The sequence below is a fragment of the Ruegeria sp. BC8 genome (assembly GCF_056535705.1).
On sequence record NZ_JBQFIV010000001.1, the window covers coordinates 801,431 to 825,396 of the forward strand.

The 23,966-nt window shown below is 64.0% G+C and carries 21 protein-coding genes; 20 read left to right on the forward strand and 1 reads right to left on the reverse strand.

What is annotated here, in order from left to right:
- The first annotated feature begins 19 nt into the window (after positions 1-19).
- From ACR3EK_RS04230 to ACR3EK_RS04250, 5 genes are all read left to right on the forward strand, one after another.
- Positions 20-1,501 carry a UDP-N-acetylmuramoyl-L-alanyl-D-glutamate--2,6-diaminopimelate ligase gene (locus ACR3EK_RS04230; protein ID WP_480632757.1) on the forward strand — a complete coding sequence of 494 codons (1,482 nt, stop codon included), beginning with the start codon at positions 20-22 and terminating at the stop codon, positions 1,499-1,501.
- On the forward strand, positions 1,498-2,892 hold the full coding sequence (locus ACR3EK_RS04235) for a UDP-N-acetylmuramoyl-tripeptide--D-alanyl-D-alanine ligase (protein WP_480632758.1): 1,395 nt from the start codon (positions 1,498-1,500) through the stop codon (positions 2,890-2,892). Before ACR3EK_RS04230 ends, ACR3EK_RS04235 begins: the two co-directional genes overlap by 4 nt.
- A 34-nt stretch (positions 2,893-2,926) precedes the next feature.
- Entirely contained in the window at positions 2,927-4,009 is a 1,083-nt protein-coding gene (gene mraY / locus ACR3EK_RS04240; protein WP_170357281.1) for a phospho-N-acetylmuramoyl-pentapeptide-transferase, read from the forward strand.
- Positions 4,010-4,159: 150 nt separating this feature from the next.
- On the forward strand, positions 4,160-5,554 hold the full coding sequence (gene murD, locus ACR3EK_RS04245; protein WP_480632759.1) for a UDP-N-acetylmuramoyl-L-alanine--D-glutamate ligase: 1,395 nt from the start codon (positions 4,160-4,162) through the stop codon (positions 5,552-5,554).
- Positions 5,555-5,664: 110 nt separating this feature from the next.
- Positions 5,665-6,039, forward strand: a complete 375-nt coding sequence (locus ACR3EK_RS04250) for a glycine zipper family protein (RefSeq protein ID WP_093964839.1) — start codon at positions 5,665-5,667, stop codon at positions 6,037-6,039.
- On the opposite strand, the gene ACR3EK_RS04255 is transcribed toward ACR3EK_RS04250, so the two are convergent.
- Positions 6,036-7,217, reverse strand: a complete 1,182-nt coding sequence (locus ACR3EK_RS04255; protein ID WP_480632760.1) for a BaiN/RdsA family NAD(P)/FAD-dependent oxidoreductase — start codon at positions 7,215-7,217, stop codon at positions 6,036-6,038. The genes ACR3EK_RS04250 and ACR3EK_RS04255 overlap by 4 nt on opposite strands.
- A 129-nt stretch (positions 7,218-7,346) precedes the next feature.
- Here ACR3EK_RS04255 and ftsW point away from each other — a divergent pair, with 129 nt between their 5' ends.
- From ftsW to ACR3EK_RS04330, 15 genes are all read left to right on the forward strand, one after another.
- Positions 7,347-8,510: a putative lipid II flippase FtsW gene (ftsW, locus tag ACR3EK_RS04260; protein ID WP_093964841.1), complete on the forward strand. Its 1,164-nt coding sequence runs from the start codon at positions 7,347-7,349 to the stop codon at positions 8,508-8,510.
- Positions 8,510-9,607 (forward strand): UDP-N-acetylglucosamine--N-acetylmuramyl-(pentapeptide) pyrophosphoryl-undecaprenol N-acetylglucosamine transferase, encoded by a 1,098-nt coding sequence (locus ACR3EK_RS04265; RefSeq protein ID WP_480632761.1) that lies wholly within the window; start codon positions 8,510-8,512, stop codon positions 9,605-9,607. Before ftsW ends, ACR3EK_RS04265 begins: the two co-directional genes overlap by 1 nt.
- A complete protein-coding gene (gene murC, locus ACR3EK_RS04270; protein WP_480632762.1) occupies positions 9,604-11,013 on the forward strand; it encodes a UDP-N-acetylmuramate--L-alanine ligase in 1,410 nt (469 codons plus the stop codon). Before ACR3EK_RS04265 ends, murC begins: the two co-directional genes overlap by 4 nt.
- 75 nt (positions 11,014-11,088) lie before the next feature.
- The gene (locus ACR3EK_RS04275) at positions 11,089-11,337 is read left to right on the forward strand and encodes a DUF2484 family protein (protein ID WP_480632763.1); all 249 of its coding nucleotides are present in this window, start codon (positions 11,089-11,091) and stop codon (positions 11,335-11,337) included.
- The gene (locus tag ACR3EK_RS04280) at positions 11,334-11,576 is read left to right on the forward strand and encodes a DUF2484 family protein (RefSeq protein WP_170371537.1); all 243 of its coding nucleotides are present in this window, start codon (positions 11,334-11,336) and stop codon (positions 11,574-11,576) included. Before ACR3EK_RS04275 ends, ACR3EK_RS04280 begins: the two co-directional genes overlap by 4 nt.
- A gap of 55 nt (positions 11,577-11,631) precedes the next feature.
- The gene (murB, locus tag ACR3EK_RS04285; protein WP_480632764.1) at positions 11,632-12,558 is read left to right on the forward strand and encodes a UDP-N-acetylmuramate dehydrogenase; all 927 of its coding nucleotides are present in this window, start codon (positions 11,632-11,634) and stop codon (positions 12,556-12,558) included.
- A 104-nt stretch (positions 12,559-12,662) separates the two neighbouring features.
- On the forward strand, positions 12,663-13,583 hold the full coding sequence (locus tag ACR3EK_RS04290; protein ID WP_170357290.1) for a D-alanine--D-alanine ligase: 921 nt from the start codon (positions 12,663-12,665) through the stop codon (positions 13,581-13,583).
- Positions 13,571-14,578 carry a cell division protein FtsQ/DivIB gene (locus ACR3EK_RS04295; protein ID WP_480632765.1) on the forward strand — a complete coding sequence of 336 codons (1,008 nt, stop codon included), beginning with the start codon at positions 13,571-13,573 and terminating at the stop codon, positions 14,576-14,578. The genes ACR3EK_RS04290 and ACR3EK_RS04295 overlap by 13 nt, the downstream gene beginning before the upstream one ends.
- A gap of 7 nt (positions 14,579-14,585) precedes the next feature.
- Positions 14,586-15,920: a cell division protein FtsA gene (ftsA, locus tag ACR3EK_RS04300; RefSeq protein ID WP_093964849.1), complete on the forward strand. Its 1,335-nt coding sequence runs from the start codon at positions 14,586-14,588 to the stop codon at positions 15,918-15,920.
- Between the two features lie 19 nt (positions 15,921-15,939).
- The gene (locus ACR3EK_RS04305; RefSeq protein WP_260065228.1) at positions 15,940-16,323 is read left to right on the forward strand and encodes a hypothetical protein; all 384 of its coding nucleotides are present in this window, start codon (positions 15,940-15,942) and stop codon (positions 16,321-16,323) included.
- A 344-nt stretch (positions 16,324-16,667) separates the two neighbouring features.
- On the forward strand, positions 16,668-18,299 hold the full coding sequence (ftsZ, locus tag ACR3EK_RS04310; RefSeq protein WP_170368145.1) for a cell division protein FtsZ: 1,632 nt from the start codon (positions 16,668-16,670) through the stop codon (positions 18,297-18,299).
- 213 nt (positions 18,300-18,512) lie between these two features.
- On the forward strand, positions 18,513-19,433 hold the full coding sequence (lpxC, locus tag ACR3EK_RS04315) for a UDP-3-O-acyl-N-acetylglucosamine deacetylase (RefSeq protein ID WP_093964852.1): 921 nt from the start codon (positions 18,513-18,515) through the stop codon (positions 19,431-19,433).
- 125 nt (positions 19,434-19,558) lie between these two features.
- On the forward strand, positions 19,559-20,422 hold the full coding sequence (locus ACR3EK_RS04320; protein WP_170340921.1) for an outer membrane protein assembly factor BamD: 864 nt from the start codon (positions 19,559-19,561) through the stop codon (positions 20,420-20,422).
- Positions 20,423-20,458: 36 nt separating this feature from the next.
- Positions 20,459-22,108 carry a DNA repair protein RecN gene (recN, locus tag ACR3EK_RS04325; RefSeq protein ID WP_480632766.1) on the forward strand — a complete coding sequence of 550 codons (1,650 nt, stop codon included), beginning with the start codon at positions 20,459-20,461 and terminating at the stop codon, positions 22,106-22,108.
- 101 nt (positions 22,109-22,209) lie between these two features.
- Positions 22,210-23,895, forward strand: coding sequence for a chloride channel protein (locus tag ACR3EK_RS04330; protein WP_170364553.1), 1,686 nt, complete (start codon positions 22,210-22,212; stop codon positions 23,893-23,895).
- The last annotated feature ends 71 nt before the right edge of the window (positions 23,896-23,966 follow it).

Here is a 23,966-nt window from a genome sequence, read left to right on the forward strand (position 1 = left end):
AGTCCGACAGAGGTGGGTCATGGGCGCAAGGTCAAAGAAACTCAGCCAGCTGGCCCTGACCGCGCGCGGCGGTGCCGACCCGGAGATTACCGGGCTGGCCGTGGACAGCCGTCAGGTCAAGGACGGCTTTTTGTTCGCGGCGCTGCCGGGGACGCGCGTGCATGGCGGCGAATTCATCCAATACGCCTTGCGCATGGGGGCCGCCGCCATCCTGACCGATGCCGAAGGCGCGCGGATCGCCGCCGATGAACTGGCCGCCTCGGACGCCGCCCTGGTGGTGGTGCAGGACCCGCGCCAGACGCTGGCCTATACCGCCGCATTGTGGTTCGGGGCGCAGCCGCGCACCATGGTGGCGGTCACCGGCACCAACGGCAAGACCTCGATTTCGACCTTCGTGCGCCAGATCTGGACCGAACTGGGCCACATGGCCGTCAATCTCGGCACGACAGGGGTCGAGGGCGCGTGGACGGCACCGCTGGCCCACACGACACCCGAACCCATCACCCTGCATCGCTGTCTGGCCGAGGCCGCCGAGGCCGGTGTGACCCACGCCGCGATGGAGGCCTCGTCACATGGTTTGGAACAGCGCCGGCTGGACGGCGTGCACCTGACGGCGGCTGGGTTTTCGAATTTCACCCAGGATCACCTGGACTATCACGCGACGTTCGAGGCGTATTTCGCCGCCAAGGCCGGCCTGTTCGACCGGGTTCTTCCGCAGGACGGAACGGCCGTGATCAACATGGACGACCCGAAAGGCGCCGCGATCCGTGATATCGCGCAGGCGCGCGGTCAGTCGATCCTGACCGTGGGCAGCGGGGATGTCGATCTTTGCCTGTTGAACCAACGGTTTGATGCCACCGGGCAGGATCTGCGCTTTGCCTGGCGCGGCAAGACCTTCCAAACCCGGCTGAACCTGATCGGCGGGTTCCAGGCCGAAAACGTTCTGCTGGCCTGCGGGCTGGTCATTGCAAGCGGAGACGAGCCCGACCATGTCTTTGACACCTTGCCGCATCTGACCACGGTGCGGGGGCGGATGCAGTTGGCCGCGACGCGCAGCAACGGGGCTGCGGTGTTCGTCGATTACGCGCACACGCCCGACGCTGTGGCCACTGCGCTGCAGGCGCTGCGCCCGCATGTGATGGGCCGGTTGATCGCCATCGTCGGCGCGGGCGGCGACCGCGACGCGACCAAGCGCCCGCTGATGGGCCGCGCCGCGGCCGAGAACGCCGATATCGTCTTTGTCACCGACGACAACCCGCGCTCGGAAGACCCCGCCGCCATCCGCGCTGCGGTGATGGCCGGAGCCCCCGACGCGACCGAGGTTGCCGACCGGGCCGAGGCCATCCTGCGCGGCATAGATGCATTGCAGCCGGGCGATGCGCTGCTGATCGCGGGCAAGGGGCACGAGACCGGGCAGATCGTAGGTGACCAGGTTCTGCCCTTCGATGATGTGGAACAGGCCAGCATCGCCGTGGCCGCACTGGACGGGAGGGTCGCATGACACTCTGGACCGCATCCGAGGCCGCCGCCGCGACGGGCGGACGGGCCACGACCGACTGGCAGGCGGGCGGTGTGTCCATCGATACGCGTACGCTGCAACCGGGCGACCTGTTCGTGGCGTTGAAGGCGGCGCGCGACGGGCATGATTTCGTGGCGCAGGCGCTGGACAAAGGGGCTGCTGCCGCGCTGGTCACGCGGGTGCCCGAAGGTGTGGCCGCCGATGCGCCGCTGCTGATCGTCGATGACGTACAGACCGCGCTCGAGGCGTTGGGTCGCGCGGCCCGTGCCCGGTGCAAGGCCCGCGTGATTGGGGTGACGGGCAGTGTGGGCAAGACCTCGACCAAGGAGATGCTGGCGACCATCCTGTCGGATCAAGGCCGCACCCATGCCAGCGTTGCCAGCTACAACAACCATTGGGGCGTTCCGCTGACCCTGGCCCGGATGCCGCGCGACACCGAATATGCGGTGATCGAGATCGGCATGAACCACCCCGGCGAAATTGCACCCCTGGCGCGACAGGCCCGCCCGCATGTGGCGCTGGTCACCACCGTCGCTGCGGTTCACCTCGAGGCGTTCGAGTCGGTTGCCGGCATCGCTCACGAAAAGGCCACCATCTTCGAAGGGTTGGAGGCCGGCGGCACCGCCATCGTGAACGCCGACCTGGATCATACCGACATCCTGCGCACCTGCGCAGCCCGGCATGGCGCCGTGATCGTGGATTTCGGCCGCACCGCATCGGATTATCGGCTGACCGGCGTGACCCAGTCGCCCACGGACATCCACGTGACAGCCGAGGCCATGGGCCAGCCTTTCGCCTTCGACGTGCAGTCTGCGGGGACGCATTTTGCCATGAACGGCCTGGGCGCGCTGGCTGCCTGTGTCGCGCTGGGCATAGATCTGGACGCGGCCATTTCCGGCCTGGCCAAATGGGCGCCGGTCACTGGGCGGGGCGTGCGAGAGACGCTGGCCCTGCCGGACGGCGGGCAGATCGAACTGCTGGACGATAGTTACAACGCCAATCCGACCTCGATGGCGGCGGCGCTGGATGTGTTGGCGGCAGCGCAGAGCGAAAGGCGCATCGCCTTTCTGGGCGACATGAAGGAGCTGGGTCCAAAAGAGCGCGCCATGCACGCAGGGCTGGCCGATGTGCCGGCCATGGCACGGATCGACAAGGTGCATTGCATCGGTCCGTTGATGCGGGCGCTGCACGAGGCGTTGCCCGAGGACAAGCGCGGGCTGTGGTTCGAGACCAGCGCCGAAATGGTTCAAGAGCTTCCGCAGCTGGTTCGGGCGGGCGATGCCGTGTTGGCCAAAGGCTCCCTCAGCATGGCGCTGGCACGGATTGTTGACGGTTTGCGGAAAATGGGGCAAGTGGGCGCGCTTGATGCATGACCACCCATGACCGCGGTGTGAGAAAGGTTTTGTAATGCTCTATTGGTTGACCAGCCTGTCGGACGGAGGGGATTTCTTCAACCTCTTCCGCTACATCACGTTCCGCGCAGGCGGCGCCTTTCTGACGGCCCTGATCTTTGGCTTCCTGTTCGGCAAGCCGTTGATCAATGTGCTGCGCCGGAAACAAGGCAAGGGTCAGCCAATTCGGGATGACGGCCCCGAGGGTCACTTTAACAAGGCCGGCACGCCCACGATGGGCGGGCTGCTGATTGTCGGTGCTCTGGTGACGTCCACGCTGATTTGGGCGCGGTGGGACAATCCCTATGTCTGGATGGTTCTGTTCGTCACGCTGGCCTACGCAGCCATCGGATTCGCGGACGACTATGCCAAGGTATCGAAGCAGAATACCAAGGGCGTTTCAGGCAAAATGCGCCTGGCTTTGGGCATCATTATTGCCGCGCTGGCCGCGCTGTGGGCGACGCTGCACCACCCCGAAATGCTCCAGAACCAGCTGGCCGTGCCGATCTTCAAGGACACGCTGATCAATCTGGGTATCTTCTACATTCCGTTCTCGATCGTGGTGATCGTGGGGGCGGCGAATGCCGTGAACTTGACCGACGGGCTGGACGGGCTGGCCATCATGCCCGCGATGATCGCAGCCTCGACCTTGGGCGTGATCGCCTACGCGGTGGGTCGCGTCGACTTTACCGAATATCTGGACGTGCACTATGTCCCCGGCACGGGTGAGATCCTTATCTTCACCGCCGCATTGTTTGGCGGTGGGCTTGGGTTTCTGTGGTACAACGCACCGCCAGCGGCGGTGTTCATGGGGGATACCGGCTCGCTGGCCCTCGGCGGCGCACTGGGCGCCATCGCCGTTGCCACCAAGCACGAGCTGGTTCTGGCCATCGTCGGCGGCCTGTTCGTGGTCGAGGCGTTGAGCGTGATCATCCAGGTGCTGTATTTCAAACGCACAGGCCGGCGGGTCTTCCTGATGGCGCCGATCCATCACCACTATGAGAAGAAGGGCTGGGCCGAGCCAACCATCGTGATCCGGTTCTGGATCATCTCGCTGATCCTGGCGATGATTGGCCTTGCGACACTGAAAGTACGGTAAGGCTCCCGCCGGGCGCGGTGGGCCTGCGGCCCGCCTGTACCCGTTGGGCCCGGCTCGCGCCGAGGGCGCGAGCCTGACGCCGCCCTTGCCAAGGGTCAATTCTTCGGTACAGGGTAGCGGCGCATTGGCAGATGGAAGAAGGTGCGCGGCATGATCCCGGTCAAAGGGTTTTCAGGACATAAGGTTGCGGTTCTGGGGCTGGGGCGGTCGGGCCTGGCCACGGCGCGCGCATTGCGGACGGGCGGAGCCGAGCCGGTGTGCTGGGATGACAACCCCGCCGCGCGCGAAAAGGCCGAGGCCGAGGGGTTCATGTGTCAGGACCTGCGGCGGGAAGGCGCCTTTGACGCGATTGCCACGTTGATCGTATCGCCCGGCATTCCCCATCTTTATCCCGAACCCAACCCGGTTGTTGCCGCCGCGCTGCAGGCCGGCGTTCCGGTCGACAATGACATTGGTCTGTTCTTCCGCTCGCTGGGCGGTGCCGAATGGGACAAGTTCGATGTGCCGCCGCGTGTGGTCGCCGTCACCGGCTCGAACGGGAAGTCGACCACGGCGGCGCTGATCCACCATATCCTGACCCAATCGGGGCGCGAGGCGCAGCTGGCGGGCAATATCGGGCGCGGCGTGCTGGATATCGAGCCCGGCGGCGACGGATCAGTGGTGGTGCTGGAGCTTTCCAGCTATCAGACCGAGCTGGCGCGTGCGCTGACGCCCGACGTGGCGGTGTTCACCAATCTCTCGCCCGACCATTTGGACCGACACGGGGGCATGGGCGGCTATTTTGCCGCCAAACGCCGCCTGTTCTCAGAAGGCGGTCCCGACCGCGCCGTGATCGGCGTGGACGAGATCGAAGGCGCGTTTCTAGCCGGTCAACTGGCCGAAGGGCCGGGCGACGACCGGGTGATCCGCGTCTCGGTGGCGCGCAAATTGGCCGGCCCGGGCTGGCAGGTCTTTGCCCGCAAGGGGTTCCTGTCGGAATATCGCAAGGGGCGCCAGGCCGCGTCGATCGACCTGCGCGGCATCAAGGGCCTGCCCGGAACCCACAACCACCAGAACGCGTGTTCGGCCTATGCCGCCTGTCGCGCGCTGGGCCTGGCGCCCAAGATGATCGAGGACGCGCTGCACAGCTATCCGGGCCTGCCGCACCGCAGCCAGATCATCGCTGAGGCAAACGGTGTGACATTCGTGAATGACTCCAAGGCCACCAATGTCGACAGCGCGGCCAAGGCGCTGGGCGCGTTCAAAAAAATCCGCTGGATCTGCGGCGGGCTTGAGAAAGAGGGGGGTATCGCCGCGCTGAACGACGCGACCGACGAGGTTCTGTGCGCCTATGTGATCGGGCGCGAGGCGGCCGGCTTCGCCATGCAGTTGTCGGTTGAGGCCCGCGTTTGCACCACAATGGCCGAGGCAGTCGAACAGGCCATGCGCGACGCCGCGCTGGGTGAAACCGTGCTGCTGGCGCCCGCGGCGGCCAGTTTCGACCAGTACGACAATTTCGAACAGCGCGGCGACGATTTCGTGGCGCAGGTTCAAAAGCGGCTTTGAACTGTACATTTGCAATGAACCGCCGGTTGGGCCAAATTGAAGTGCTATCAGCTTGACGCACCAGAATTAATGTTTTTGTTACCCTAGGAATTCAACACGAGGTTAAGACCATGCTGAACCGCAAGCTTTCAATGATCCTGCCGGCCATCCTGGTGGCAGGGGCCTGCACGAACACAGGCGCGAACTACCAACCCATTGTGGATGGACCCGTCAGCCCGAACTACAACGCAGACCTGGCGCAGTGTCAGGCCGTAGCGCGGCAGCAGGGCACGATCGACAGCAATACCGCTGGGGCGGCGGCCATTGGCGCGGCGGGTGCTGCGGGCACCAAAGCCATCATCGACGACAGCGCAAGCGATCTGGGCCGTGCGGCCGTAGCCGGCGCACTGGTGGGGGCAGGGGCCAGCGCTCTGCAAAACACCCAGAAGCAGGAAGTCATCGTCCGCAACTGCATGCGCGGCCGCGGCTACAACGTCGTAGGCTAAAGGCGACCGGCGATCGCAATTCCGGCGGCGTGGCCCGAGGACCACGCCCACTGGAAATTGTATCCGCCCAGCCATCCGGTGACATCCACCGCTTCTCCAATCGCATAGAGGCCGGGGACATCCCTGGCCTCCATCGTTTTGGATGACAGGCTGTCCGTGTCGATGCCGCCCAAGGTGACCTCGGCGGTGCGGTACCCTTCGGTGCCCGAGGGGGTCAGTGCCCAGTCACTCAGCGCATCGGTCAGCGCCTGCAGCGCCGCATCTGACTGATCGGCCAGGTTGCCACGCATCGGGATCTGGGCGCTCAGAAACTCGACCAGGCGGGCGGGCAGGTGGCGCGCGAGTTCGGTGGTCAGGGCCTTGCGGCCTGCGCTTTGCCGCCGTTCGCGCAGAAGGTCGAAAAGGGGCAGTTCGGGGATCAGGTTGATCCGGATCGCCTCGCCCTCGCGCCAGTATGAGGACAGTTGCAGCACAGCCGGCCCGCTCAGGCCGCGATGGGTGAACAGCAGCGCCTCGTCGAAACTCGCGCGATCGTTCGACAGTCGCGCGGGGACGGAAACACCAGACAAGTCTTTGAACCGCCCATCGGGGAAGGTGAACGGCACCAGTGCGGCACGGGTCTCGGTGACGTGCAATCCGAACTGCGCGGCGATGTCATAGGCCAGCCCGGTCGCACCCATCTTGGGGATGGATTTTCCGCCGGTGGCCAATACCACGTTGGCACAGCTCAGGTCATATCGCGCACCCTCGCGCTCGACCACCAGTTCAAAGCCGGCTTCGGTCTTGCGCAGACCGCGCAGCGACGTGTGCAACCACAGCTCTGCGCCCGCGCGGTCCATCTCGGCCAGCAGCATGGCGATGATCTGCTTCGATGAGCCGTCGCAGAACAGCTGCCCCAGCGTCTTTTCATGCCAGGCGATGCCGTGACGGCCTACAAGGTCGATGAAGTCCCACTGGGTGTATCGCGCCAGCGCCGATTTGCAGAAATGCGGGTTCTGCGACAGGAAGTTCTGTGGTCCGGCGTAGAGGTTTGTGAAGTTGCACCGCCCCCCGCCCGAGATGCGGATCTTTTCCCCCGGCGCCTTGGCGTGATCGATCACCAGTACACGGCCGCCGCAATGGGCGGCGCACATCATGCCGGCGGCTCCGGCGCCCAGTATGATCGTGTCAAATCGCATCCCTCGCCCTTGGCGCGGATTGACGCCAATGACAAGAGGAAGAGGCTGGCCTGAGGGGCATTTTCCCTGTAGACTCTCGAACAGATCCCGAAAACGGGACGGTAACGAGGCAGATAGTGGCGGTATCTCATGACTGAGATGGTGTATGGCGCGGTCCAGGACCAGCGCGGTGAACCGATCCTTCCGAAATGGTGGCGGACGATTGACCGCTGGACGATGTCCTGCGTGCTGATCCTTTTTGCGATCGGGCTTCTGTTGGGGCTGGCCTCGTCGCCGCCTTTGGCGCAGCGCAACGGGTTCGATCCGTTTCATTATGTCGAGCGTCAGGCCCTTTTCGGTGTGTTGGCGCTGATCGCGATGATGCTGACCTCGATGATGTCACCCACCTTGGTGCGTCGGTTGGCGGTGCTGGGCTTTCTGGCCTCATTTGTTGCGCTGGCCTTTCTGCCGGTCTTCGGAACCGATTTCGGCAAGGGTGCGGTGCGCTGGTATTCGCTGGGCTTCGCCTCGCTGCAACCGTCCGAGTTTCTGAAGCCGGGCTTCATTGTCGTGGCCGCTTGGCTGCTGGCCGCCGCGCAGGAGATCAATGGCCCGCCGGGGCGGTTGTGGTCGTTTGCGCTGTGTATGTCGATCGTTGGCATGTTGGTGATGCAGCCTGATTTCGGTCAGGCCTGTCTGATCCTGTTCGGCTGGGGCGTGATGTATTTCGTGGCGGGTGCACCGATGTTCCTGCTGCTGGGAATGGCCGGAGCGGTCGTCTTGGGTGGCATGTTCGCCTACGCCAATTCTGAACATTTCGCCCGGCGCATCGATGGTTTCCTGAATCAAGAGGTCGATCCGACGACCCAGTTGGGCTATGCCACCAACGCAATCCGCGAGGGCGGGCTGTTTGGCGTTGGGGTTGGCGAGGGGCAGGTGAAATGGTCGCTGCCCGATGCACATACCGATTTCATCATCGCCGTCGCGGCCGAAGAATACGGCCTGATCCTGGTGCTGATCATCATCGCGCTTTATTCAATCATCGTGGTGCGGTCCCTGCTGCGACTGATGCGCGAGCGTGACATGTTCACCCGGTTGGCGGGCACGGGACTGGCATGCATGTTCGGTGTTCAGGCGATGATCAACATGGGCGTCGCGGTGCGCCTGCTGCCGGCCAAGGGCATGACGCTGCCCTTCGTCAGCTACGGCGGCTCGTCGTTGATTGCGGGCGGCATCGCGCTGGGCATGCTGCTGGCCTTCACCCGCACCCGCCCGCAGGGCGAGCTGGGCGACATTCTGCGCGGACGGGGCTGATGACGAACCCTTATTTGCTGATCGCGGCTGGCGGAACCGGGGGCCACATGTTCCCCGCCCAGGCGTTGGCTGAGGCCATGCTGAACAAGGGTTGGCGCGTGCGCCTGTCCACCGATGCGCGCGGCGCGCGTTATACCGGCGGTTTCCCGCATTCAACCGAGATCGTCGAGGTGTCCTCGGCCACATTCGCCCGCGGCGGGCTGGCGGCCAAGGCACTGGCCGGTCCCCGGACCGCGGCCGGTGTAGCCGGGATGACGGCCCAGTTGCTGCGCGACAGGCCGGACGTGGTGGTTGGGTTCGGCGGCTATCCGTCGATCCCGGCGCTGAGCGCGGCTGTTATGCTGCGTCTGCCCCGCATGATCCACGAACAGAACGGCGTTTTGGGGCGCGTGAACCAGTTGTTCGCCACGCGGGTTGCGCATGTGGCCTGCGGCGTCTGGCCCACCGACCTGCCCGAGGGCGCCCACGGCATCCACACCGGCAACCCCGTCCGGGCTGCCGTTCTGGAACGCGCGGCCGCGCCCTACATCCCGCCCGGAGACTATCCGATGTCGGTGCTGGTGATGGGCGGCAGCCAGGGCGCTCGTATCCTCAGCGATGTAGTCCCCGGCGCCATAGCTGCACTGCCCGAGAGCCTGCGCCAGTATATCCGCGTCTCTCACCAAGCGCGCGAGGAGGACACCGAACGGGTCAGCGCCTTCTACGCCGACCACGGGATTCTGGCCGAGGTCCAGCCCTTTTTCCACGACGTGCCCCGCCGCATGTCCGAGGCGCAGCTGGTCATCAGCCGCTCGGGTGCGTCCAGCGTGGCCGACATCTCGGTGATCGGGCGACCTTCGATCCTGATCCCCTTCGCCGCCGCCGCGGGCGATCACCAGACCGCCAATGCCCGAGGGCTGGTGCAAGCGGGCGGGGCAATCATGATCCCCGAAAATGCGCTTGACGTTCCCGCCCTGACCGAGCAAATCGCACTGGTTCTGACCAACCCCGAAGCCGCACAGAAAATGGCCCATGCTGCCCTGTCGGTCGGGGCGCCCGACGCGACCGAGCGTCTGGTGGCCCTTGTCGAACAGCTGGCGCAGAAGGAGACCCCATGAATCCAGCAACCAAACTGCCGCAGGATGTCGGACCGATCCATTTCGTGGGCATCGGCGGCATCGGGATGTCTGGCATCGCCGAAGTGCTGCTGAACCTTGGGTACCAGGTGCAGGGATCCGATTTGAAAGCTTCGAAGATCACCGACCGTCTGGCTTCGCTGGGGGCTGAGATTTTCGTGGGTCAGCGGGCTGAAAACCTCGACAATGCGGCCGTCGTGGTCGTTTCTACCGCGATCAAGCCGGGAAACCCAGAACTAGACGGCGCGCGCGCGCTAGGCCTGCCGGTGGTGCGCCGTGCCGACATGTTGGCCGAGTTGATGCGGCTGAAATCCAACATTGCCATCGCCGGTACCCACGGCAAGACCACGACCACCACGATGATGGCCGAGTTGATGGTGGCGGGCGATTTCGACCCGACCGTTATCAACGGCGGCGTGATCCATGCCTACGGCTCGAACGCGCGGATGGGGCAGGGCGAATGGATGGTGGTCGAGGCCGACGAGTCCGACGGCTCGTTCAACCGGCTGCCGGCGACCATCGCCATCGTCACCAATATCGACCCCGAGCACATGGAGCATTGGGGTGATTTCGACCGGCTGCGCGCGGGCTTTCATGATTTCGTCTCGAACATCCCGTTCTACGGTCTGGCGGTGTGCTGCACTGACCATGCCGAGGTTCAGGCGTTGGTGGGCCGCATCACCGACCGCCGCGTGCGCACCTATGGGTTCAACGCCCAAGCCGACGTGCGTGCAGTCAACCTGACCTACAAGGGCGGCATCGCGCATTTCGACATCCACTTGCAATACGAGGATACCGTGATAGAGGGTTGCACCCTCCCGATGCCGGGCGATCACAACGTCTCGAACGCGCTGTCGGCCGTGGCCGTGGCACGTCATCTGGGCATGAAAACCGCTGAAATCCGCGACGCGCTGGCCAATTTCGGCGGCGTCAATCGCCGCTTTACCAAGGTGGGCGAGGTGAACGGCGTCACCATCATTGACGATTACGGCCACCACCCGGTGGAAATCGCGGCGGTGCTCAAGGCCGCGCGTCAGGCGACCGAAGGCCGTGTGATCGCCGTGCATCAGCCGCACCGCTATTCGCGTCTGTCCAACCTGTTCGACGATTTCTGCGCCTGTTTCAATGACGCTGATGTCGTGGCCATTGCCGAGGTCTTCTCGGCCGGTGAAGACCCGATCGAAGGCGCCAGCCGCGATGATCTGGTGCAGGGCCTCATCCGCCACGGCCACCGCCACGCGCGCGCGCTGCTGGACGAAGGCGACCTGGAGCGTCTGGTCCGCGAGCAGGCCCGGCCCGGCGACATGGTCGTCTGCCTGGGTGCCGGCACCATCAGTACCTGGGCAAATGCGCTGCCTGACCGGCTGAAGGAAAAACAAGCCGTTTGACGTTAGCAGGCATTTGGGTGCACAACTTGCGGATGTGTCGCTGCCTTGGCACGTGACTCATTTGCGGAGAGAACCATGGATTATTCCGTCATCTTTGCCGCCCTTTGGGTGATCTGCGCCACTGTCGTGGCACTGCTGCCGATGCGCCTGCAATTCCCGCCGGGCATCGTGCTGCTGATCTGCGCGCCGGTTCTGATCGTCTGGCTGGGCGTGGCACATGGCTGGCTGATCGGAGTGCTGGCCTTTGCCGGGTTCGTATCGATTTTCCGCAACCCCATCCGGTATTATTGGCGCAAATGGTCGGGCCGCGAGGTGGAGCAATGAGCTGGTCGATCGCACTTGCCGCCCTGTGGGGCATCGCCGCCAATGTGCTGGCCATGATCCCCAGCAAGGACAACCACTGGACCCGCGCCTATGCGCTGATCGCCGTGGGTATTCCGATCCTGGGATATGTCACCTACGAGAACGGCCCGTGGGTTGGCCTGTTCGTTCTGGCCGCCGGTATGTCAGTGCTGCGATGGCCGGTGATCTACCTTGGGCGGTGGCTGCGGCGGCGGATTTGACCCTGCGGCTTGGAACGGGCTTGCCACGCCCCGCCGAATCCGCGATCTAGCCTCAATGACCACTTTGCCAACGCCTCAAGGCCGTCTGACGCCGAACCGACCACTGAACGACCTCACGTGGCTGCGTGTCGGCGGCCCGGCGGATTATCTGTTTCAGCCGGCTGACCTTGAGGATTTGCAGGCTTTCCTGCGCGACCTTCCGGCCGAGGTGCCGGTGTTTCCCATGGGCGTCGGCTCGAACCTGATCGTGCGCGACGGGGGCTTGCGGGCCGTTGTGATCCGGCTGGGGCGCGGCTTCAACGGCATCGCGGTCGACGGCACCACCGTCACCGTGGGGGCAGCCGCGCTGGATGCGCATGTGGCGCGCAAAGCGGCGGATGCGGGGGTGGACCTCACCTTTCTGCGGACGATTCCGGGTTCCATCGGTGGGGCCGTGCGGATGAACGCCGGCTGCTATGGCAGCTACACGGCGGATGTTCTGAAATCGGCTACGATCGTCACCCGGCAGGGCGAGGTGGTCGAGTTGAAACCAGCCGATCTGAACTTCCGCTATCGCCAGTCCGACCTGCCCGAGGGTGCGGTGCTGGTGTCGGCCACGTTCCAGGGCCCGGCGGGTGACCCGGCCGACCTGCACGCCCGGATGGAGGCGCAGCTGAAAAAGCGAGACGAGACCCAGCCCACCAAGGACCGCAGCGCCGGGTCGACCTTCCGCAATCCGGCCGGGTTTTCCTCGACCGGGCGGGCAGACGATGTGCACGACCTGAAGGCCTGGAAGGTGATCGACGACGCCGGAATGCGCGGCGCCCGGCGCGGGGGCGCACAGATGAGCCACAAGCATTCGAATTTCCTGATCAACACTGGAAACGCCACCGCCGCCGACCTCGAAGGGCTGGGCGAAGAGGTGCGAAAAAAGGTTTACGAAACAAGCGGGATCACGCTAGAGTGGGAAATCATGCGGGTCGGTGATCCGCTGACAGATTAAAGCCCCGACCGTCAGACCAAAACAGGCAAATTCAGGCGACGGATCAAAGGCATAATGAAATACGGACCACCAGATAAGGTCCGGGGACATTGAGGCGCACGAACGTGGGTAGGTCGAGCAGGACAAACCCCAAAGTGGCGGTATTGATGGGTGGCCCCTCGGCGGAGCGCGAGGTGTCTCTCAGCAGCGGGCGCGAATGCGCAGCCGCCCTTGTGGGAGAAGGGATCGAGGTCGTCGAACTGGACGCCGGTCCAGACCTTTGTGCGCGTTTGCAGGACATCAAACCCGACGTGGTCTTCAACGCGTTGCATGGCCGCTGGGGCGAGGACGGTTGCGTGCAGGGTCTGCTGGAGTGGCTGCGAATGCCCTACACGCATTCCGGCGTGTTGGCCTCGGCGCTGGCCATGGACAAGCAACGCAGCAAAGAGGTTTTTCGCGCGGCCGGCCTGCCTGTGGCCGACAGCGCGATCGTTCCGAAATCGGACGTGATGGCGGGGCACGTCATGCCCGCGCCATATGTGGTCAAGCCCAACAACGAAGGCTCGAGCGTCGGGATCTATCTGGTGTTCGAAGGGTCGAACGGCCCGCCGCAGCTGTCGGATGACATGCCCGAACAGGTCATGGTCGAACAATACGTCGCCGGGCGCGAGCTGACGGTAACCGTGATGGGCGACCGCGCCCTGACCGTGACCGAGATACTGACCGACGGCTGGTATGACTACGACGCCAAATACAAGCCCGGCGGATCGCGCCACGTGCTGCCTGCCGACATTCCGCCGCGGATCTTCGAGCTATGCATGGATTATGCCCTGCGCGCCCACCAGGTTCTGGGGTGCCGGGGCGTCAGCCGTACCGATTACCGCTGGGACGAGGCCCGGGGCGAAGAGGGCCTGTTCCTGCTGGAGACCAACACCCAGCCGGGTATGACCCCCACCTCGCTGGTGCCTGAACAAGCCGCGCATCTGGGCATGACCTTCGGTCAGCTCTGCGCCTGGATGGTCGAGGACGCCTCATGCGACCGCTGACCGCCACTCGTGCGCCGGTGATCCACCGCACCAAGCCTCTGTCCGGCCCTGATGCCGAGTTTCAGTCTGCGGACGCCGACGCCGTCCGTGCTGAGCCCAAATTGCGGTTGCGCGGTTGTCGGTTCTTCCGCCGTGGCAAGGGCCGTGCGGACCCGGCACCGTCGCGGTTTAGTTATCGGTTCCAGCGATGGATGCTGACGCCGGGAATCCGGCTGGGGGTCAAGATCGGAGTGCCGCTCTGCGCGGTCGTGGCCACGGTTGGGCTCTACTTCGCGGCCGAAGAGCGGCGAGAAGCGGTTCGGGCGCAGGTGGACAACTTGATCACGTCGTTCCAGGAGCGTCCTGAATTCATGGTCAAGCTCATGGCGATCGACGGGGCGGGGGCCGGCCTTGCTGACGACATCCGCGAAGTCGTGCCTTTGGACTTCCCGCTCAGCTCCTGGGATCTGGATGTCGAGCAGATCCGGGACACGATCACCGGCTTGGACCCGGTCAAATCGGCAACCGTGCGGATCCGTCCGGGCGGCATTCTGCAGGTCGATGTTGTCGAACGTCAGCCCGTGATCGTCTGGCGCACCCGTGAAGGCATCCAGCTGTTGGACGAAACGGGCACCCACGTGGCCGAGATCGCGGCTCGGACCGAGCGCTCCGATCTTCCGCTGATTGCCGGTCAGGGTGCAGATCAGCATGTGGCCGAGGCACTGGAGCTTCTGGCCACTGCGCGCAGCCTGGGCAGCCGGGTGCGCGGTCTGGTCCGCGTCGGCGAGCGGCGCTGGGACCTGGTTCTGGACCGAGGCCAACGGGTCATGTTGCCGACGGAACGTCCGGTGCGCGCGCTCGAGCGTGTACTGGCGGTGAACGAGGTGCAGGACCTTTTGGAACGGGATGTTGCCGTGGTCGATATGCGCATAGGGGCGCGGCCGACCATTCGGATGACAGAAGCCGCCAGCGCAGACTGGTGGAATACAAAAGTGACTATGGGTAACGGGCAGTAATACGATGATGACGGATCTCTATCAGTCTCAACGCGCAATGCGCCAGATGCGCAGACAGGCCATGCAACGCGGTGTCGTTGCAATCCTGGATGTCGGAAGTTCCAAGATCGCCTGTCTTGTGCTGCGGTTTGATGGGTCGGCGCGGCTCAGCGAGGACAACTCGATCGGGTCCATGGCCGGGCAGACCGGGTTCCGGGTGATCGGTGCGGCGACGACCCGATCGCGCGGGGTGCGCTTTGGTGAGATCACGGCCATGCAGGAAACCGAGCGCGCCATCCGCACCGCGCTGCAGGCCGCTCAGAAGATGGCCGATATCCGGGTAGACCATGTGATCGCCTGTTTCTCGGGGGCAAACCCTCGGTCTTATGGGCTGGATGCGCAGGTGGATCTGGACGGTCAGCTGGTGACCGAGGCCGAGATCGGTCGTGTCCTGAACGCCTGCGATGTCCCGGATTATGGGGCAGGGCGCGAGGTTCTGCATGCACAACCTGTGAACTTCGCTCTGGACAACCGATCTGGCTTGATCGACCCGCGGGGGCAGATGGGTCAGACGCTTGCGGTCGACATGCACATGTTGACGGTCGATGCGGTGGCGATTCAGAACATCGTTCGTTGCGTCAAGCGGTGCGACCTGGAATTGGCCGGCATCGCGAACTCGGCCTATGTGTCGGGGATTTCTGCGCTGGTAGAAGACGAACAGGAACTTGGGGCGGCCTGTATCGACATGGGCGGTGGGTCCACCGGCGTTTCGATCTTCATCAAAAAGCACATGATCTATGCCGACAGTGTCCGCATGGGCGGGGATCACGTCACCAGTGACATTTCGATGGGGCTTGGTGTGTCCGCCTCGGTTGCCGAGCGGATCAAGACCTTCAATGGCGGGGTTCACGCCACCGGAGCCGATGACCGCGACATGATCGACATTGGCGGCGACACCGGGGATTGGGAACACGACCGGCGTACCGTCAGCCGTGCCGAGTTGATCGGCATCATGCGACCGCGCGTCGAGGAAATCCTCGAGGAAGTCCGTGTTCGGCTGGACGCTGCAGGGTTCGAACATATGCCAAGCCAACAGATCGTTTTGACCGGTGGAGCCAGTCAGATCCCAGGTCTGGATGGGCTGGCCAGCCGCATATTGGGTCAGCGGGTGCGTCTGGGCCGACCGCTGCGTGTGCATGGGTTGCCGCAATCTGCGACAGGCCCGGGGTTCTCGTCGGCGGTCGGTCTTGCGCTGTTCGCGGCGCATCCGCAGGACGAATGGTGGGACTTTGAAATCCCAGTCGATACCTACGCAGCACGGCCGTTCAAGCGTGCCGTGCGCTGGTTCCGTGACAACTGGTAGGTTCCTGCTCCGGGCTGCGGTGTTTTGCGCAGCCTGGGTTCCGGCTGCGGCTGTCGCGCAGACCCGTATCTCGCCCGAAGCATTCCTGGACGCGGTGGTCGGGAAAACCGTCACGTTCCACGAATTGACCAGCGGTATGCTTGTGGGCACCGAGGAGTTCCTCAGCCCAACCCGCTCGGTCTGGCGGCGAGAGGGCGAGGGCTGCGTCTATGGCCAGATCACGACGCCGGACGGCAAGCTGTGCTTCCTCTATGACACCGAGCCCGGCCCGGTATGCTGGTGGCCATTCGAGCATGATGGGCGGTTGCTGGTCAGGATCGCGCGGCTGGGGGATGGCGAAATCCAGGAAGTCAGCGGGTTTTCGGACGACGGCCTGGATTGTCCTTCCGTTCCCATCAGCTGAAAATTCAGGTTGCGGTGCAGGGATTTATCCCTCAGAATATCGACAAGGCCCGTCAGAGGCTCGTCGGCAGGACCCGAGCAGTCAGCCGCAGTTTGAACAGGATGTCCAGCATCGCACCCGCCAAATCAGGTTGGGGGTTTTCGCGTGTGTGGTGGTCTGTCCGCCCTGAACCGCTAGATTTGCGCAGTCGGGCGAAATGCCGCGAAAAACCGCCTTATTTCTTCCATATTTTGTGGATTCACGCGATTTTTGGCGTGACGTTTGACGTTTGGAAAGGTAGAATCACAAGCGGATAGGCAAGAAAAACACCGCTTTGCGGGATCATAAATACAGGCGGACAGAGCATGACATTGAATCTTTCGATGCCCGGGCACGACGAACTCAAGCCTCGGATTACGGTATTTGGCGTAGGCGGTGCAGGTGGAAACGCCGTCAACAACATGATTGAAAAACAACTCGACGGCGTTGACTTCGTGGTAGCCAACACGGACGCGCAGGCACTGCAGCAAAGCCGCTCGTCGGCGCGGGTGCAGCTGGGCATCAAGGTGACCGAAGGGCTGGGCGCAGGCGCCCGCGCATCGGTCGGCGCCGCCGCCGCCGAAGAAAGCATCGAACAGATCGTCGATCACTTGGCCGGCGCGCATATGTGCTTCATCACCGCCGGCATGGGCGGGGGCACCGGCACCGGCGCCGCTCCGATCATCGCGCAGGCTGCGCGTGAACTGGGTGTGCTGACCGTGGGCGTGGTGACCAAACCGTTCCAGTTCGAAGGCGCCAAGCGCATGCGTCAGGCCGAGGACGGTGTCGAGGCGCTGCAGAAGGTCGTCGACACGCTGATCATCATCCCGAACCAGAACCTGTTCCGTCTGGCCAACGAAAAGACCACGTTCACCGAGGCCTTCTCGATGGCCGATGACGTGCTGTACCAGGGCGTCAAGGGCGTAACCGACCTGATGGTGCGTCCGGGCCTGATCAACCTCGACTTCGCCGACGTCCGCGCGGTGATGGACGAGATGGGCAAGGCCATGATGGGTACCGGCGAGGCCGAGGGCGAAGATCGCGCCATCCAGGCCGCGGAAAAGGCCATCGCCAACCCGCTGCTGGACGAAATCAGCCTCAAGGGCGCCAAGGGCGTATTGATCAACATCACTGGCAGCCATGACCTGACTCTGTTCGAACTGGACGAGGCCGCCAACCGCATCCGCGAGGAAGTGGACCCCGAGGCCAACATCATCGTCGGCTCGACGCTGGATCCCGAGATGGAAGGCAAGATGCGCGTCTCGGTCGTGGCAACCGGCATCGATGCCAGCGAAAGCGGCTCCGAGGCGCCGGCTCCGCGCCGGTCCATGTCCGCTCCTCTGACCCGTACCGTATCGGCGGAAGAAGAGGCAGCACAGCCGGCTCCGGTCGCGGCGGAGGTTGCTGAACCGGCCCCGCAGCCCGAAGCTCCGCGCGAACCGTCTCTGTTTGAAGCGGCCGAAGAGCCTTCGCACACGACTTTGCAATTCGGTCAAGGCGCGGATGAGGCTGTCGAGGACGATGACGACGGGCTGCCTCCCCCGGCCTATCAGCCGCGCAGCGCCGAGTTCGATCCGCAGCCCGAGCCGGTCGAACGCCCGGCGGAAAGCTATCAGCCGCAACAGGTGCCGCATACCCCTGGAACGCCTTCGCCTGCCGCGCTGGAACGGCTGCAGGCAGCTGTTCAGAACGTACCGACTTCGGCCCAGCGTCTGACCGCGTCGCGCCCGCAGGAACCGGCGCCGCAGCGCCAGCCCGCCGCCGAGGAACGGCCGCGGTTCGGGTTCAACCGTTTGATCGACCGGATGACTGGGCACGCCCCGGATACCCCCGCTCAACCGGCCCGGCAACAGCCTGCGATGCGCCAGACTGACGCCACGGCACCCTCGCATGAAGAGGTCGATCCCGAGCAGGAGCGTATCGAAATTCCGGCTTTCCTGCGCCGTCAGGCCAACTGATCGCGGTAACAATATCCACTCACGGGGTCGCCGAAAGGCGGCCCTTTTTCCTTTTGATGCAAACGTTTAAGTGCCAGTAAGCAGGGTTTTGCCGATCTGTTGCAGAACTGTTTCATTCAGTTACAAAGAGTGAGTTGAGCCTTGACCCGCGCTTCCTTAACTGAGGGTGCAACACAGCCGAAAAAGGCTGGACACCGCTCACCGAGGTTCAATTTGCAACAGACGCTCAAATCTTCGATCACGTTCAAAGGCGTGGGCCTGCACAGTGGCAAGCCCGCGACGATGGTTCTGAAACCGGCAGCAGCCGGTCACGGGATCTGGTTCAAGCGGACCGATATCGAACTGGGCAACGCGTTGATCCCGGCCATCTACGATGTGGTCGAAAGAACTCAACTGTGTACGCGCCTGGTCAATGACGCAGGCGTTTCGGTGTCAACCGTCGAGCATATCATGGCCGCGCTGGCAGGGTGCGGGATCCACAACGCATTGATCGAGATTGATGGTCCCGAAGTTCCCATCATGGACGGTTCGTCGATCGACTTCGTGCGCGGTATCATCGCCAAAGGCGTTCGCCGCCAGGCCAGCCCGGTTCTGGCGTATGAGGTTCTCAAGCCGGTCGTGGCCGAGCGGGAAGGTGCCCGTGCCTCGATCCGGCCGGCAGACGGTTTGATCATCGAGTTCCACATTGATTTCGAAGACACTGCGATCGGCAGCCAATCGAAGATCCTGGATATGCGCAACGGGTCGTTTGCTCGGGAACTGTCCGACTGCCGGACCTTCTGCCGCCGAACCGATGTCGAGGCGATGCGCGAAAACGGTCTGGCCTTGGGCGGCACACTGGAGAATGCGGTTGTTGTTCAAGGGGCCGAGGTGCTGACACCGGGTGGCTTCCGTCACCAGGATGAAGCCGTGCGCCACAAAATGCTGGACGCGTTGGGAGACCTGTATCTGGCCGGCGGCCCGATCTTTGGTCATTTCGTCGGCGAGAAATCCGGCCATGCCATGACCAACACATTGCTGCGCAAGCTGTTCGAGACGCCTGGCGCCGTGCGTCCGGTGCTGTGCACGCCTGAGCAAGCCGCACAACTTCCCGGGCAGGGGTTGGTCTGGGACGAAATCCCCGAAGTTGCCTGATCCGGCACGGCCCGGCGACAAATCGGTCGTGGGGCCGATAAGGCGTTTTGCACCGGAATTTTATGTGCTAGACCAAAGCTCAATCCGGGGTTACCCAAAGAGACAAGACGACTAGGATGGGCGGTATGGTTGGCACCAAAGCGGCAGTCAGGCTTGCGGGCGCGATTCTTCTGGCAGCTACTTTGACGGCCTGCGGCAACGCGGGCGGCCTGTTTGGCAACAAGGGCGCTGACAAGTCCCAGAACCTTGAAGGCTTTACGCCCGAGCAGATCTACACCCGTGGCGAATACGAGCTTGCGCAGAATCGTCCCGCAGATGCGGCCTGGTACTTTTCCGAAGTCGAACGGCTTTATCCTTATTCCGACTGGGCCAAGCGGTCACTGATCATGCAGGCTTTCGCGTTCCACTCGGACAAGGAGTATGAAGAAAGCCGCGCCGCCGCGCAGCGGTATATCGACTTCTACCCAACCGACGAAGACGCAGCTTATGCGCAATACCTTCTGGCGCTCAGCTATTATGACCAGATCGACGAGGTCGGCCGCGACCAGGGCCTGACCTTCCAGGCGTTGCAGGCGCTGCGCACTGTTATCGAGGTTTATCCCGACAGCGAATACGCCACCTCGGCGGTGCTGAAATTCGATCTGGCCTTCGACCATTTGGCGGGCAAGGAAATGGAGATTGGGCGCTATTACCTGCGTCAGGATCACTATACTGCGGCCATCAACCGTTTCCGTGTCGTGGTCGAGGATTTCCAAACCACCAGCCATACAGCCGAGGCGCTGTACCGCTTGGTCGAGGCTTATCTGGCCTTGGGTCTGGTCGACGAGGCTCAATCGGCCGGCGCGATTCTGGGCTACAACTACCAGTCGTCTGAATGGTACGACGCGGCTTACAAGCTGCTGACCTCGCGTGGGCTCGAACTCAAGAGCCGCGGCAACAACTGGCTCAGCACGATCTACCGCCAGACCATCAAGGGCCAGTGGTTGTAATCGCCATGGTCACAGGCTTGGGACGCTGACGACCCGATGCTGCGCGCCCTTGATATCCGCGATATGCTGATCATCGACCGGCTGGAATTGACCTTTCAGCCGGGCTTGAACGCGCTGACCGGCGAGACGGGGGCGGGCAAGTCGATCCTGCTCGACTCGCTGGGATTTGTGCTGGGCTGGCGCGGTCGGGCCGAACTGGTCCGGCAGGGGGCCGCGCAGGGCGAGGTCGTGGCCGAGTTCGAACTGCCCGAGGACCATCCCGCCCATGCGATCCTGGCCGAGGCTGGATTGCCCGGCGGGTCGGAGCTGATCTTGCGCCGCGTCAACACTGCCGAGGGGCGCAAGACTGCCTGGGTCAACGACCGCCGATGCTCGGGCGAGGTGCTGCGCGCGCTGTCGGAAACCTTGGTCGAACTGCACGGCCAGCATGATGACCGCGGCCTGCTGAATCCGCGCGGTCATCGCGCCATGCTGGACGCCTATGCGGGGTCCGAGCCGCAATTGACCGCCGTGCGCGCCACCTGGACCGAGATGGCGCGGGCCCGCAAGGCCCTGGCCGAGACCGAGGCCGCCGTGGCCGCCGTGCGCAGCGAAGAGGAATTTCTGCGGCACTCCGTGGCCGAACTCGACAAGCTTGATCCGCAGCCGGGCGAGGACGCCGAACTCGACGCGCGCCGCCGGATGATGCAGGGGGCCGAGCGCATCCGCGACGACGTGGCCCGTGCCTTTGCCCTGCTGGGCGGTGACGGGGCCGAAGGTGCGATGGCGGATGCCGTGCGCTGGCTGGAAGGTGTCGCCGACCGGGCCGAGGGCCAACTGGACGAGCCGATCGCCGCCCTGGGGCGCGCCCTGATTGAACTGGGCGAGGCGCAGGACGGCGTGACCGCCTGCCTCGAGGCGCTGGACTTCAACCCGGCCGAGTTGGAGCAGACCGAGGAACGTCTATTCGCCATCCGAGCGCTGGCCCGCAAACATGACGTGGCCCCCGATGACCTGAGCGGTTACGCCGACACGCTGCGCGCCCGGCTGGGCCAGCTTGAGGCCGGTGACGCCGACCTGGCCGACCGCCGTGTTGCGGTGCAGGCCGCGCAGGCCACCTATAACGCGGCCGCCGAGGCGCTCAGCGCCCTGCGGTGCGAGGCTGCCGGCCGGTTGGACGCGGCGGTGATGGCCGAGCTTGCGCCGCTCAAGATGGAGCGTGCGGTGTTCCAGACCCAGATCACGCCCGCCGACCCCGGACCCGAGGGGCAGGACGCCGTGGCCTTTACCGTGGCCACCAACCCGGGCGCCCCGTCGGGCCCGCTGAACAAAATCGCCTCGGGCGGGGAGCTCAGCCGCTTTCTGCTGGCGCTCAAGGTGTGCCTGTCGGGCGATGACAGCACCCGGACAATGATCTTTGACGAAATCGACCGCGGGGTGGGTGGCGCCACCGCGGACGCCGTGGGCCGCAGGCTTGCTGCGCTGGCGCAGGGCGGGCAGGTGCTGGTGGTAACCCATTCTCCGCAGGTCGCGGCCCGCGCGGCGCATCACTGGCGGGTTCAGAAGCACGTGACCGACGGGCAGACCCTGTCCACTGTCCTGCCGCTGTCCGAACCGGACCGGATCGACGAGATCGCACGCATGGTCTCGGGCGACGTCATCACGGATGAAGCCCGCGCGGCCGCCCGTTCGTTGTTGCAAGCCTGATGCAGCCGGGCGGCGACACTTGCCTTCAATATCTTGTCAGCCGACTTTTCTAAGCGCCCGGCGTGGCTTAGTAAGGGATACCTGTTTATCCGCAAAGCCCCATGACACAATCAACCCGAACCGTCCTGCGCACTCAGCTCAACCAGGCCCTGGCCGCGCTCAAGGACGCGTGGCGGGTGCTGCGGCACCGCGGGCCAAGCCAGATCCAGTTCTGGTTCATCGCGCTGGTGATCGGGATCACGGCGGGTTTCATGGCTTTGGGGTTTCGCAAGGGGATCGCGGCTCTGCAAGCGCTGGTCTATCAGACCGATGACATCCTGTTTCTGCACAGCTTTGCCGAGAAACTGCACTGGGCCTGGATTTTGGCGATCCCCACGGTCGGAGGGCTGGTCGTCGGAATCATCCTGCACCGCTTTACCGATGACGGGAGAGTTCGGTCTGTCGCCGATGTGATCGAAGGATCCGCGATCAGCGATGGCCGGGTCGAAACCAAAGCAGGGGTCGCGTCGTTTTTCGCCTCGCTGATCACGCTCAGCACGGGCGGGTCGACGGGCCGCGAAGGACCTGTCGTGCACATGGCCGGCGTGATTTCGACCTGGGTATGCCAGCGTATCAACGCGGATGGAATAACCGGCCGCGACCTGCTGGGCTGCGCGGTGGCCGCCGCTGTATCGGCCAGCTTCAATGCCCCGATCGCCGGGGCGCTGTTCGCGCTGGAAGTCGTGCTGCGCCATTTTGCAGTCCACGCATTCGCACCGATCGTGATTGCGTCGGTGGCCGGCACCGTCATCAACCGGCTGGCATATGGCGATGTGACCGAGTTTGTCCTGGACACGCCCGGATCACTGCAATTCTACGTCGAACTTCCGGCCTTTCTGATCCTTGGGCTGATCTGCGGGCTGGTCTCGCTGTTGCTGATGCGGTCGATCTTTTTTGCCGAAGATTTCGGCAATCACGTGCAGGCGCGCCTGTCGCTGCCGCGCTGGCTGCGACCCGCCGTGTCCGGCGCGATGCTGGGCGTGCTGGCGGTGTGGTTTCCGCATATCATCGGCGTCGGATACGAGACGACCATCCGTGCCCTGACCGGAGATCTGGTGCTGACCACGGCCATCCTGTTTGCAGTGATGAAAACCGTGGCAGTGGCCATAACCATGGGTGGTCGTATGGGCGGCGGGGTATTTTCTCCGTCGTTGATGATCGGCGCGCTGACCGGCCTTGCCTTTGGCCTGATCGCCACAGGCCTTCTGCCAAGCGTGTCGGGCACGCATACGCTATATGCTTTTGCCGGCATGGGTGCTGTTGCGGCGGCGGTTCTGGGCGCTCCGATCTCGACCACGTTGATTGTGTTCGAACTGACCGGAGACTGGCAGATCGGCCTTGCCGTGATGGTCTCGGTGTCCATGTCAACGGCGTTGGCCTCGCGCCTTGTGGACCGGTCCTTCTTCCTGACCCAGCTCGAGCGCCGCGGGGTGCATTTGGCCGCCGGGCCACAGGCTTATTTGCTGGCGATGCTGCGCGCCGGGGCCGTGATGCGCCCGCTGGGAGATCCGAATACGGCAAGCAGGGAGGAGGTTCAGGAGATGATCGAGCAGGGCCTGTGCGTCCGGGCCAGCGCAACCCTCGAGGCGGCAATGCCGTATTTCGATCGAGACGGAGTCACCTGGCTCCCGGTGGTTGTTCGGGATGACGACGGGGTCGAAAACCCGGTCGGAGCCTTGTACCACGTGGACGCATTGAAGGCGTACAACCGTGCACTGGCCGCAACAGCGGCCGAGGAACACTCATGACGAAGCAGTGGCAGGCCAGCCACTGAGAGTTTCTCTTTGATTTTGACACCTTGTCAAAAGGTGAGAACATT